Origin of the sequence: Micromonospora sp. ATA51, assembly GCF_016802855.1 — a bacterium.
Lineage (GTDB): Bacteria > Actinomycetota > Actinomycetes > Mycobacteriales > Micromonosporaceae > Micromonospora > Micromonospora sicca.
Map to the genome: position 1 here is coordinate 82,941 of NZ_JAEVHJ010000001.1, position 13,074 is coordinate 96,014.

Here is a 13,074-nt window from a genome sequence, read left to right on the forward strand (position 1 = left end):
GCCAGCCCCGACATCCGGGTACGGCATGTGAAGCGGGCGGCGGACGACGCGGTGCTCGTCACCAACCTCTCGGCCGCGACCGTACGCACCGACGTGACGGTCAGCGTGCCGCAGGTGCCCGAGATCTGGGACCCGGAGACGGGCCGCACGGACGTCGCGCCCGTGTTCCGGCTCGCCGACGACCGGGTGACGGTGGCGATGCAGTTGCGGCCGTACCAGGCCACCTGGCTGGTCTTGCGGCCTGGGGCGCATCCGATCGGCCAGACGCCGCACGCCACGGCCAGCAACGCCCCCGTTTCCGGGATCGCCGTCGACGGCGAGGCGTTGCGGGCGCGGGTCGCCGTGGACCAGCCCGGCGACGTCTACGTGACCGGACGGTACCGCGGGGAGACGTACGGGGGGACCGTGACGGTCGACGACCCGCTCACCCCGATCGCGCTCGACGGTCCGTGGCAGTTCCGGTTCGACCGGGAGGGCGCGCAGACCGTGGCCCGGCCGCTCGGGTCGTGGACCGCGCTCGACCCGGCGTTCTCCGGCACCGGCGTATACCGCCGCGACGTCGACATCCCCGACGGCTTCCGCACCGACGGGCTGCGCGTGCTCCTCGACCTGGGCTCGGTGCGGGACCTGGCCGCGGTCTCGGTTAACGGATCGCCGCCGCGGCACGTCGACTGGCAGCCGTACACGCTGGACGTGACCGACCTGCTCAGGGAGGGCACGAACACGGTCGAGGTGCGGGTGACCAACACCCAGACCAACGCGTTCGAGGGCCGGGCCAATCCGTCCGGCCTGCTCGGGCCGGTGGTCCTGCGTCCGCAGCGCGTCCTCGACGTCACGCTCGGCGCGGGGGAGCAGGTCCGGTCGCTCGCCCTGGCGGCGGCGCCCGCGTCGGCGCGAGTGCTCCCCGGCGGCAGCGTGCAGGTCACCGCGGTGATCGACGGGATAGCCCCGGACCGGCTCTCCGGCGCGCTCGCCGTCTCCGCGCCCGACGGCTGGACGGTCCAACCGGCATCGCAACGCTACGACGTCGCCTCGTCAGGAACGCCGGTGACGCTGCGGCCCACCGTGACAGTCACCGCCGGGAAGTCAACCGCGGACGGCACCTACGAGGTGAGGCTGACCGCGACCGGCGACGACGGGCGCACGGCGACCGCGACGGTGCAGGTGGTGGTGACGCATTCTCTGGTGGCGTGGGAGTTCGCCAGGGACGGGGACGCCGAGGGCTGGACGGCAGCCAACCAGCTGACGCCGTTCACCGTCTCCGGCGGCGTGCTCGCCACCTCCGCCACCGGCGGTGATCCGTTCCTGGTCCAGAGCCAACCGCTCTCGCAGGACCTGGCACAAGGCCTCATCGTCGAGGTGACCATGTCAACGTCCGTGAGCAGCCAGGGGCAGGTCTTCTGGACGACCGCCGCGCAGGGCGGGTTCTCCGAGGACAAGAGCGCCAGGTTCGTCGTGACCGGCGGGCCCACCCGCACCTACACCATCACGATTCCTGCCCAGGGCACCCGGCTCACCGGCCTGCGGCTCGATCCCACGACGACCCAGGGCGACATCCGCATCGAGGCGATCAGGATCCTCCCGGGAGGTGGCGCATGAGCCCGTCGATGAGTCGCCGCCGGTTCATGCAGACCGGGGTTGCCGGCGGCGCCGCCGCCGCGCTCGGCGGGCTCAACCCGCTGATGTCACTGGCGGCCGTGGCGCAGGCGCCCGCGGATGTCCCCAGCGGGCTGCTCACCGCGCTCCTCGACGACCCACTGGGCGTGGGCGACCCCCACCCGCGGCTGTCCTGGGTTGTTCCCGCCAACGGGCCGCAGGCGTTGCAGAGCGCCTACCAGGTTCAGGTCGCCCGCACTCGTGGCCGCCTGCTCGACGAAGACCTGCTCTGGGACAGTGAGCGGGTCGCCTCGGCCGAGTCGACAGCCGTGTCGCTCGGGGGCCCGCCGCTGGAGCCACGCGGCGTGTACTGGTGGCGGGTGCGCACCTGGACCAACGGCGACAAGCCGTCGGGGTGGTCGCAGCCGCAGCGCGTCGCCACCGGAATCGGCCCCGACTGGGCGGCCACCCCGGTGTGGGCCCCCGCGCCGCCGCCCCCGCCGGTCCTGCGCGACGGGCGGTTCGCGGTCAGGACAGTGATCAAGGAGAAGTCGGCGGGCCTGGTGTTCCGGGCGGCCGACGACCGCAACAACTACCTGTGGCAGCTCCTCGCCGGACCGGCCGGTGTGCTGAAGACCCACGTGCAGGTCAACGGGGCCTACCGGGTGCTGGCCGAGCGCCCGATCGGCCGCGCCGTCCCACTCGGCACCCCGGTGCGGGTCGACATCGAGCTCGCAGGCACGCGCATCCGCACCTACGTCGACGGCGACCTGGTCGACACGATCGACGACGCGACGTACGCGAGCGGCACCGTCGGCTTCCGCAACGGCGGCTCGGAGTCACAGACGTACGACGACATCACATTCACCGACCCGTCCGGCACGGTGCTGCTCGCCGAGGACTTCTCCCGCGGACCTGGCGCTTTCCCCGGCGGGACCGTGCAGAACGGCGCGCTGGCCGTCGGCCGCAGCCAGCAACTCCTGGCCGGCCCGGCACCGGAGCACTGGGCCGCGCTGCGCACCGAGGTGCGGCTGGCCGACAAGCCGATCGAGTCGGCGGTCCTCTACGTGACCGGACAGTCCCCGGATCCCATCCGGCAGTACGTCTACTCCGCCTGGGTCAACGGCGCGTTCGTCGGTTCGGGCCCGACGCGTGCGCCGGCCAGCGAACCCCGGTACCACACCTACGAGGTGACCGCGTTGCTGCGCCGCGGCGAGACCAACGCGCTCGCAGCCCTCTGCTACACACCGACCGACAAGCGCTTCCTCGCCCAACTGGAGATCCGATACGCCGACGGCTCCCGCCTCACCTTGGGCACCGGCGCGGGCTGGCGGGCCCGGACCGGCGATCGCTGGCTCCCACCCGCCGGTGACCTTCGCGGCGGCTACTACACCGCCCCGCAGGAGTTCATCGACGCCCGGGAGGAGCCGGTCGGCTGGCTGTCCCCCGGCTTCGACGACTCGTCCTGGACGCCGGCAGCCGAGCGGGCGCCGATCGAGGGGCTACTGCCGGCCCAGACGCCGAACCTGCTGCGCGAGACGGTCGCCCCGGCCGCGGTACGACCGGTCGGCGACGGCCGATGGATCGTCGACCTCGGGCGGGAGATCGTCGGCGGCCTCGCGCTCGACCTCACCGAGGCACGCGCCGGCCAGACCGTGGAGGTGCGGCTGGGGGAGGAGCTGTCCGGGCCGGACACGGTCCGCTACCAGTTGCGCGGCGGCAACGTCTACCGCGAGGTGTGGACCCTGCGGGACGGCGCCCAGCACCTGGAGCACTGGGGCTACCGGGGCTTCCGCTACGCCGAGCTGATCACGGACCCGACGCTGGATCTCACCGGCGCGGTACGGGGAGTCGCGATCCGGCTGCCGTGGCGGGCGGACGATGCCGCCTTCCGCTGCTCCGACGACGACCTCAACCGGGTCTGGGAGATGTGTCGCTACTCCATCGAGGCGACCCGGCTGGACCTCTACCAGGACACCCCCACCAGGGAGCGCGGGCCGTACGAGGGCGACGCGTACGTCAACGAACTCTCCGAGTACGCGACACAGCGCTCGTACGCGCTCGCCCGCTGGTCGAACTCCTACCTCGCGCGGCGCCCGACGTGGCCATCCGAGTACCGGCTGATGTCGGTGCTGTCGGCGTGGCAGGACTACCTGCACACCGGCGACGCGGATCAGCTGGCCCGCGACTGGCCGCTGTACGTCGCGAAGAACTTCGACGAGTTCCTTGCCGCGGACGGCCTGCTGGACAAGCCGACGTCCATCGGCGGTGTCTCAGACCTCGTCGACTGGCCGGTCAGCAACCGCGACGGATACGTGCTCACCACCGTCAACACGGTGGTCAACGCCTTCCAGTGCGCCGCGTTCGCGACGTGCGCCGAGGTGGCGCGGGTCCTGGGCAAGGCCGAGGAGGAACGCCGGTTCGCCGACCTGGCGGGACGGCTCCGGCAGGCGGTCAACGACCAGCTGCTCGATCGGCCGGCCGCGGCCTACCGGGACGGGCTCAGCACCGCGCACCGGGCCCAGCACGCCACCGCGTTCCCGATCGCGCTGGGTGTGGCCGACGAGGCCGAGGTGTCCGCGCTGGCCGCCGCGCTGGCCGCCGGCGGGATGCGGATGAGCGTGTACGGCGCCCAGTTCCTCCTCGACGCGCTCTACCTCGGTGGGCGGGGCGATGCCGGGTACGCGCTCATGACCAGCCGCGCCCGGGAGAGCTGGCTGCACCTGATGGACGATCTCGGCGCGACGATCGTCGGGGAGGCATGGGACCCGGCGCTCAAGCCGAACATGACGTTCTCGCACGCCTGGGGTTCGGCGCCCGCCAACGTGGTGATGCGTCGCCTCCTCGGGGTCACCGTCACGGCGCCGGGGGCGGCACAGGTGGAGGTACGACCACAGCCCGGTCCGCTGGAGTGGGCGCAGGGCCGGGTGCCGACGATCCGGGGACCGGTCGGGGTGCGCATCGACCACCGCGACGGCTACCGGCTCGACGTCGACCTGCCGCCGAACGTCCGTGGCCGCATCCTGGTGCCGCTCGACGGCTCGCCGCCGCAGGCCTTCCGCGTCATCGGCGCGGGCCCGCACCCGGACCGCACCGTCGTCGACGGTCACGTCGTACTGAGCGGCGTGGCACCGGGACGCACGACCGTGTTCCTCGACCAGCGCCGCGAGTCCGCCGCTAACGGATGACAGACCACCGCATCTTCCCGCAAGCGATCGACGAGGTGACCACCATGAGACGTACCCGCTTCGCCGCCATCTCGCTGACCACCGCGGCCGTACTCGTTGCCAGCACGGGTGTGGCCAGCGCCGAATCTGGTGGTCTCGCCGCCCCGGCGCCCGGGGACTGGCAGCGATACGTGCTCACCCCGCAGACCCGCGGCGTCGCGCCGCTCCGGGTGGTCTCGGCGGACAGCCGCGGCGGGGAGATCACCAACCCGGCCGGGTTGCTGGCCGCGACGGACAACCGATGAAGATCACCAAGACCGGTGCCGGCGCCGACCCCCGGTTGATCGTCGACTTCGGACGCGAAGTCTCCGGCTACCTCAGCGTCGACTTCGCCGGCGCCGCACCGACAACCCTCTTCGCATTCAGCGAGACGCTCGGCTACCTGGGCGACTGGGGCGACACCTTCGGCACGACGAGCTGGATCGCCAACGGCGACGCGTCCAAGCCACAGCGCGAGCGCCGGTTCGAAAGCCCGCACGAGCAGGCACCGGCCGGTGCCGGCACCTGGCAAGACCCGGAGCTGCGCGGCGGGTTCCGCTACCTGATGATTCGGCTCGCGCCCGAAGCGCCCGCCGGGTCCAGCGTGAGCGTCGACGCCGTCCGTGTCCGGTACACGGCCGCGCCCGGCATCAACCTGGCCGACCGCGACGCGCTGCTGCCCGGCTGGTTCCTCTCCTCCGACGACGCGTTGAACAAGATCTGGTACGGGGGCGCGCACACGATCGTCAACGGCACGATCGACCCGACCCAGGGCATCGAGAACGGCACCGAGACGATCGGTGTGGGCGAGCGGGTTATCGTCGACGGCGCCAAGCGCGACCGGCTGGTGTGGAACGGTGACCTCGCGATCACCGGGCGCATCGCGTACGTCTCCACGGACGACCGGCAGGCCATGCGTGACTCGTTGCGCAGCATCGCCCGCACCCAGCGCGGCGACGGCTACCTCTCGGCCTGCTCGCCCAACGGGCTGGGCGCCCCGGTCTGCCAGGGCTTCCTCGAATACCACCTGTGGTGGCTGCGCGGGCTTCAGGAGTACTACCTCTACACCGGTGACACAGCATTCGTCGCCGAGATGTGGCCGACGTTCACCAGAGCCATGGCGTTCCTGGAGACCCGGCTGACCGCCGAGGGTTTCGAGGGCACCGAGGCGCAGGATTCGGCGCCGAAGCTGCTGCCCGGCCACACCCAGGGCCAGACGTTCACCGCCACGTCGCCGTTCACCGCCGCCGGTGGCAGGTTCCCGACGTACAACACCACGGGTGCGGACATGACGCTGTCGCTCTACCGCGGGCAACCCGGCGCGGGTCAACTCGTCGCGAGCAAGCGGTTCGAGGACGTGGTGGACAACGCGTGGCTCATGATCGACCTGCCGGAGGCGGCCGCCCCCGGCGCCTACTACCTCGAGCAGTCCGACCCCTCGGGCACCGTCGCCTGGTGGACCAACTCCACCGACGCGTACCCGCAGGGCACCGCCCTGACCGACGGGAAGCCGATCGCCGGCGACCGCACCCTGCGGATCGCGACGGTCAGCGACGACCGGACCCGGCTGCTCGACCTCTACGACCAGGGCGGGCACTGGATCTACGGCGACTCCGGCAAGGAGACCGAGGTCAACGCCCTGTACGTCGAGGTGCTGCGCGACGCGGCGGCGTTCGCCGAGCTGCAGAACGACAACCCTAAGGCCACCCACTGGCGGGAGCTGATCCCCGAGGTGGTGCGCGGGGTCAACGACCAGCTGTGGAACGAGACCGCAGGGGCTTACCGGCAGTCCACCGGCCAGCCCGGCAACATCGCCCAGGACGGCAACGTGTTCGCGGTCCTCTCCGGGGTCGCTCCCGCCGACCGTGCCGCCCGGGCCCTGGACACCCTTAAGGACCAGCTCTGGACCGCGTACGGCTCGAAGTCCGGAACCGGGTCGATGCCGCAACTGGTCGGTCCGTTCATGAACTACTGGGAGGCGCTCGCCCGGTTCGACGAAGGACGCGACGCCGAGGCCTGGCACCTGCTGCGCACCGTCTGGGTCTACCAGTTCGCCCAGCGCAAGCCGATCAACGGGGTCGAGGAACCGCCGGCGACCGGCGCCTGGGAACACATCAACCTCGATGGCAGCCCCTACCGGCACGGCGACGGCAGCATGTCCCACCCGTGGTCCGCCGGCGGCACCGCACTGCTCACCAACGAGGTCCTCGGCGTCCGGCCGGCCGGCCCCGGGTTCGCCACGTACACGGTGAAGCCGCATCCGGGAGACCTGGAGTGGGCGCAGGGCCGGGTGCCGACCCCGCACGGCGCGATCTGGGTGTCCTGGCGCCAGGACCGCGGACGCGACCGCTTTGTCATGGACCTGACCACCCCGCAGGGCACCACCGGCACGATCGCCGTCCCGGCCGACGGCCCGACGACGGTCATCGTCGACGGGCGGCTCGCCTGGAACGGCGACAAGGCCAAGGCGTACGGCGCCCACACCGACGGCCGGTACGTCTACCTCAGCGGCCTGCCCGCCGGCGCCCACACGATCAGCGCTCACCCCGCCGATGAGGAGTAACGCCATGCAGCCGTTCGCCGGACGAGTCGCCGCGGCCGCGCTCGCCGTGCTGTGCTCGGTCGCCACCGTCACCGTTCCCCAGTCAGCCGCGGTCGCCCAGCCGGACGGGATCGCTCAGCCGCTGAGCGGCCTGGACGCGGCGCGGTTCGCCGAGCCGCGCCCGGACAGCCGGCCGAGCGTGCTCTGGTTCTGGAACGGCACCGTGACGCCGGCGCTGGTCGACCGGCAGCTCGGCGAGCTGCGGGCGCAGGGCGTGTACGAGGCGATCGTGTTCCCGTTCGACACCACCGCGCTGAAGCCGGCGTTCTTCAGCGAGGAATGGTTCGCCATCATCGAGCACACGCTGCGCGAGGCGCAGCGCACCGGCATGCACCTGTGGCTGTTCAACGACGACTTCTTTCCCAGCGGCCGCGGCGGCGGCCTCGTCATCAACGGGGGCAAGGTCGGCGACCGGACCTACGAGCCGCACCCCGAGCTGCGCCCGACGGGGCTCGGACGTACCAGCAGGACCGTGACCGGCCCCGCACAGGTCGACCTCGGCGGCGACACAACCGGGCTGGACGTCGTGGGCGGCCGCCTCGTCGTCGACGCAACCACGTTGAACGGCGTCGCGGTGCTGAAGACCGGAGCGGAGTGGAGCGACTACACGCTCACCGCCCAGGCCCGCCTGGACCGCGGCACCGCCGGCATCGTCGTCCGCGCCACCGACGAGCGCAACGGATACCTCGTCGACACCCGCCGCGACGACGGCGGCGTCGACATCTGGCGCCAGCAGAACGGGTCATTCACCCTGCTCAGCAACCCCGGCGGGGTGCCCGGCTGGGACCCAGCCGCCGAGCACGAGATCAAGGTGGTGGTCGCCGGGAACACGATCACCCCGTACGTGGACGGCAAGGCCCAGCCATCGGCCACCGACGGCGCCTTCCCGCGCGGCACCGTCGGGGTCCGCGCGGTCGCCGACCAGCGTTCGACGTACGACGAGTTCTCCGTGACCGGACCCGGTGGGCAGCCGCTGTACCGGCAGACGTTCGACGGAACGGCCGCCCTCACCGATTTCCGACCCCGGCAGTCCGCGGCGAAGGTGGTCTCCGCGGTCGCCCGACCGGCCGGCTCGAACGACGTCGGCGACTTCGTCGACCTGACCGACTACGTGACGGCCGGGCGGGCCTGGCCGGCGCCCGCCGGGCAGTGGCGGGTGGACACCTTCACCGCGAAGCCGCTGGCCGACGACAACTCGTGGTCGTTCCGCCGGAACTACCTCGACCTGCTGGACGACGATGCCGTGGCCCGCATGCTGGACGCCGTGCCCGGCGAGTACTACCGGCGGTTCCCCTGGGCGTTCGGCACCGTGCTGCGCGGCTTCTGGGACGACGAACCGTTCATCGCCTCCGCCGACGCCCACTTCCAACAGAAACCGTGGTCGCCGAGCCTGCACGCCGCGCTGAAGGACGTCGGCACCAAGCCCGGTGTGGCGTACGCGGCCCTCTTCGACGACCTCGGCCGCGACGGGCGGACCGAGCGCGGACGGTACTGGCGCGCCGTCGCCGACCGCTTCGGCGAGGCGTACTACGCCCAGCAGGCGCGCTGGATGGCCGACCACGACGTCGGCTACATCTCCAACCCGCTCTGGGACGAGTACGGCCCCGCCGAGCAGATCGCGAGCACCGGCGACCTGCACAAGGAGAACCAGTGGGCGCAGGTGCCCGGCACCGACGTCGTGTTCGACCACTACGCGGCCGGCGGGCGCACGATGCTGCCCCGGTACGCGGCGAGCGACGCCCACCAGAACGGCCAGGAACGCGTCCTGCTGGAGGCGTTCGGCGCGATGGGCTGGCAGGTGTCGCCCGAGTTCTCGCACGCGCTGCTCGGCGCGTTCGCCGCCCGGGGAATCAACCTGACCGTGATGCACGCGATGTGGACCGACGAGAACAACATCGTCTACCCACCGCCGTTCGGCTCAGGCAACCCGTGGTGGCGCACCGCCAAACCACTCACGGACTGGATCGGCCGGGTGATGGAGGTCGCCCGCGGCCGGGCCGCCGCCCAGACCGTGCTCATCCAGCCGCAGCGCGCCGCCGAGGCCTGGCAGGGCACACCCACCCAGGATGCGATCGACCGCGACTTCACCGCCGCCGCATACGCGCTGGAGGACGCGCAGGTCGACTTCGACCTGCTCGACGAGGGCGCGCTCGCCGGCGACCCGGCGATCCGCGCCCGCGCGCAGGCGCGCGGCGGGCGGCTGCATGTGGGGGAGCAGTCCTATCGCCTCGCAGTGCTCCCGCAGGCCCCGACCCTGGATGTGGCAACCGTCCGGACGCTGACCGAGTTCGTCCGCACCGGCGGCACGCTCGTCGCGGTCGGCGACCTCCCAGGGGAGGAAGCCGCCGGCCGCGATGGTGAACTCCGCGACGCACTCACGGCCCTGTTCGGAGACGGCACCGCGCCGGGCGAGCGCGCATACGGCGCCGGCCGCATCGTGCGCCTGGCCGCCCCGGGCGGGCTCGGGGAGGTGACCCGCTCGGCGGGGGTCGCCGCGGCCGTGCTCGAACCGGCTCAGCGTGCGGTGCGGGTGCTCCGGCTCGAGACCGGCAAGGATCAGGCGTTCCTGGTCACCAACGAGAGCGGGGTGGTCGTCCGCTCCACCGCGACGTTCCCCGCGAAGGGCACTCCGGAGCTGTGGCAACCGGAAACCGGACGGACGGCGACCGCCACGACCTTCCGGAACGCGCCCGGCCGCCTGGGCACCGCCGTACCGCTGGAACTGCAGCCCTACCAGACCGTGGTGGTCGCCTTCCGGTCCGCGGCGCGGCCGCCGGCCGCGGTGCCGCACCTGATCTCCGGCGACATCACCGCCACGGCCGTGAGCCCAGGCACGTCCGGCACACTGCGGGTCGACGCCCTGCTCGACGCACCGGGCAGCCACCGGGTGGTCGGCGCCTGGGACGGCCAGCTGTTCGGCGGCACGCTCGCCACCGACGACCCGCTCACCCCGGTACTGCTGAACGGCGACTGGACGGTGCGGCTGGACAAACCCGGCGCGCAGCCGCAGGACCGGCCGCTCGGGTCGTGGACCGCGATCGACCCGGCGTACTCCGGATCGGCCACGTACTCCCGAGCGGTCGACCTGGACGCGGCCACCCTCGACGGGCGCCGATTCGTCCTTGACCTGGGCGATGTGCGAGATGTCGCGGAGGTCACGGTCAACGGGCAGGCGTTCGACCCGCTGCTGTGGAAGCCGTACCGGCAGGACATCACTGCGGCGCTGCGCGCGGGACGCAACGAGATCCAGGTGAGGGTCACGAACACCCTCGCCAACCGGCACGGCGACCACCGCCCGGCAGGCCTGCTCGGCCCGGTGGCGCTGCGCCCGCAGCGGCCCGTCTCCGCCGAGCTCGCACCGGTCGGGGACGAGCCGGTGTACGACGTCGGCCTGCCAGCGGCGCCGAGCGTGTCGCCGGGCCAATCCCGTGAGCTGCAGGTTCGGGTACGCCGCTTCGGCGGCTCCCAAGACACCGCAACGGTCGAGCTCGCCGCCAGCGGTGGGCTGACCGTCACGCCGGCCCGAACCGACGTGAAGTTCGACCGCGCCGGCGAGGCGACCCTCCAGGTCACGCTGACTGCTCCGGTGGACGCGACGGTGCCCGGCACCGGTGCTCTCACCGTGACGGTCGGCGGTGAGCGACGGGACGTGCCGGTGACCGTCGACCTTGCGACGCGGCTCGGCCAGGCCAGCGCCTCATCCACCCACCCCTCCTTCCGCCCTGAGGGGGCGATCGACGGGGACCGCAGCTCGCAGCGGTGGGGCCAGGGGAACGGCTGGAACGACGCGACGCAGGGCGCTTTCCCCGACACACTGACCGTCGACTTCACCGCGGGGGCGCCGGTCGGTCGGGTCGACCTGTACACGATCGATTCCTCGCAGTTCCCCGCAAGCGGGTGGGGGGTACGCGACGCCGACGTGCAGGCGCTGGTCGGTGGCCAGTGGCGTACCGTCGCGCAGATCCGCGGCAACACCGACGGGCTGGTGCGCCGAACCTTCGAGCCGGTCACCGCGACCGCGCTGCGCGTTATCGTCCGGTCCGCCAACGACAACGCCTACTCCCGCATTGTCGAGCTGGAGGGATACCCGCAGTGAGCCCGCATCCAGCACCGACGTTCCCGCTCGGCGTGGTCGGCATGGTCGCTCCCTGTCCGGCGGTACCGGACCGGCTCGGGACCGAGGTGACGGCGTGACAGTTGTGGATGGCACGGCGACGATCGCCGCGGTTGATCTCGGCGCGTCCAGCGGGCGGGTGATGCTTGGCCGGGTGGCGCCAGATCGGCTGGACCTCGTCGAGGTCAACCGGTTTCCCAACGTGCCGGTACGGGTCGCAGGGACCCTGCACTGGGACGTCCTCGCGCTGTACCGGGGCGTCCTGGAGGGGCTGCGGGCGGCGGGACGGGACGCCGGCCGGATCACCTCCATCGGGATCGACTCATGGGCGGTCGACTACGGTCTGCTCGACGCGGGGGGCTCCCTGCTCGGCAACCCGGTGCACTACCGCGACGGGCGCACCGACGGTGCCATGGACAAGGTGCTCGCCGCCGTGCCGGCAGAGGAGATCTACCGGATCACCGGGCTGCAGTTCCTGCCGTTCAACACGCTCTACCAGCTCGCGGCGTGCGCGGAGTCACCGCAGCTCGCCGCGGCGCGGAACCTGCTCCTCGTCCCCGACCTGCTGAGCTACTGGCTCACCGGCATCGCCGGCACCGAGGTCACGAACGCCTCCACCACCCAGCTTCTCGACGTCCGGACCCGCACCTGGTCCGACCGGCTTCTCGCCGCGGCCGGCGTGTCGGCCGGCCTCTTCCCGCCGCTGCGCCAGCCCGGCGACGGGGCGGGAGAACTACTGCCCGACGTCCTCGACGAAACCGGTCTGACCGGTCCGGTGCCGGTCACCGCCGTCGGGTCGCACGACACGGCCTCCGCGGTGGTCGGCGTGCCGGCGGCCGGTGAGCGGTTCGCGTACGTGTCGTGCGGCACCTGGTCACTCGTCGGGGTCGAGCTCGATACGCCGGTGCTGACCGAGGACAGCCGGCGCGCCAACTTCAGCAACGAAGGCGGCGTCGACGGCACCACCCGCTACCTGCGCAACGTCATGGGCCTGTGGCTGCTGCAGGAATCAATCCGCACGTGGAACGCGGCCGGGCTCCCCGCCGACCTGGCGTCGCTGCTGCACGACGCCGCCCGCGTACCGGCCTTCTCGGCGGTCGTGGACGCCAACGATCCGGCGTTCCTTCCGCCGGGCGACATGCCGGCGCGTATCGCCGCCGCATGCCGGCGCACCGGCCAGACACCACCGCAGAGCCAGGCCGAGACGGTCCGCTGCATCCTGGACAGCCTCGCCCTCGCCTACCGGACCGCCGTCCACGACGCGGTACGGCTGTCGGGACGCGGCGTCGACGCCGTGCACATCGTCGGCGGCGGCGCCCGTAACGGGCTGCTGTGCCAGCTCACCGCGGACGCCTGCCGCCGGCCCGTCGTGGCCGGGCCGGTCGAGGCCGCGGCCCTCGGCAACCTGCTTGTGCAGGCCCGGGCCGCCGGCGTGGTGCACGGGGACCTGCGCGCGCTGCGTCAGCTGCTGCGCAGCACGCAACAGCTGACCGTGTACGAGCCGCAGGGCAACGACGAGCCGTGGCGGGCCGCCGCCGCACGGATCGGGAGGTAAG

At 72.4% G+C, this 13,074-nt stretch carries 6 protein-coding genes; all 6 read left to right on the plus strand.

What is annotated here, in order from left to right:
- Nucleotides 1-198: 198 nt before the first annotated feature.
- The 6 genes from JNW87_RS41155 (at nt 199) to JNW87_RS00295 (ending at nt 13,073) form a co-directional block, all read left to right on the plus strand.
- The gene (locus tag JNW87_RS41155; RefSeq protein ID WP_375373441.1) at nt 199-1,599 is read left to right on the plus strand and encodes a glycosylhydrolase-like jelly roll fold domain-containing protein; all 1,401 of its coding nucleotides are present in this window, start codon (nt 199-201) and stop codon (nt 1,597-1,599) included.
- Entirely contained in the window at nt 1,596-4,784 is a 3,189-nt protein-coding gene (locus tag JNW87_RS00275; protein WP_109802212.1) for a family 78 glycoside hydrolase catalytic domain, read from the plus strand. The genes JNW87_RS41155 and JNW87_RS00275 overlap by 4 nt, the downstream gene beginning before the upstream one ends.
- A gap of 44 nt (nt 4,785-4,828) precedes the next feature.
- Nucleotides 4,829-5,068, plus strand: coding sequence for a hypothetical protein (locus tag JNW87_RS00280; RefSeq protein ID WP_238452679.1), 240 nt, complete (start codon nt 4,829-4,831; stop codon nt 5,066-5,068).
- Complete coding sequence (locus tag JNW87_RS00285; RefSeq protein WP_238452680.1) at nt 5,065-7,365, plus strand: alpha-L-rhamnosidase C-terminal domain-containing protein; 2,301 nt, start codon at nt 5,065-5,067, stop codon at nt 7,363-7,365. Before JNW87_RS00280 ends, JNW87_RS00285 begins: the two co-directional genes overlap by 4 nt.
- A gap of 4 nt (nt 7,366-7,369) precedes the next feature.
- Complete coding sequence (locus JNW87_RS00290) at nt 7,370-11,500, plus strand: glycosylhydrolase-like jelly roll fold domain-containing protein (RefSeq protein WP_109802210.1); 4,131 nt, start codon at nt 7,370-7,372, stop codon at nt 11,498-11,500.
- A 94-nt stretch (nt 11,501-11,594) separates the two neighbouring features.
- Entirely contained in the window at nt 11,595-13,073 is a 1,479-nt protein-coding gene (locus JNW87_RS00295) for a rhamnulokinase family protein (protein WP_236647933.1), read from the plus strand.
- The last annotated feature ends 1 nt before the right edge of the window (nt 13,074 follow it).

Coding starts and splice junctions, on each gene's coding strand:
- JNW87_RS41155 (WP_375373441.1), top strand. CDS start 199: ATGCAGTTGCGGCCGTACCAGGCCACCTGGCTGGTCTTGCGGCCTGGG.
- JNW87_RS00275 (WP_109802212.1), top strand. CDS start 1,596: ATGAGCCCGTCGATGAGTCGCCGCCGGTTCATGCAGACCGGGGTTGCC.
- JNW87_RS00280 (WP_238452679.1), top strand. CDS start 4,829: ATGAGACGTACCCGCTTCGCCGCCATCTCGCTGACCACCGCGGCCGTA.
- JNW87_RS00285 (WP_238452680.1), top strand. CDS start 5,065: ATGAAGATCACCAAGACCGGTGCCGGCGCCGACCCCCGGTTGATCGTC.
- JNW87_RS00290 (WP_109802210.1), top strand. CDS start 7,370: ATGCAGCCGTTCGCCGGACGAGTCGCCGCGGCCGCGCTCGCCGTGCTG.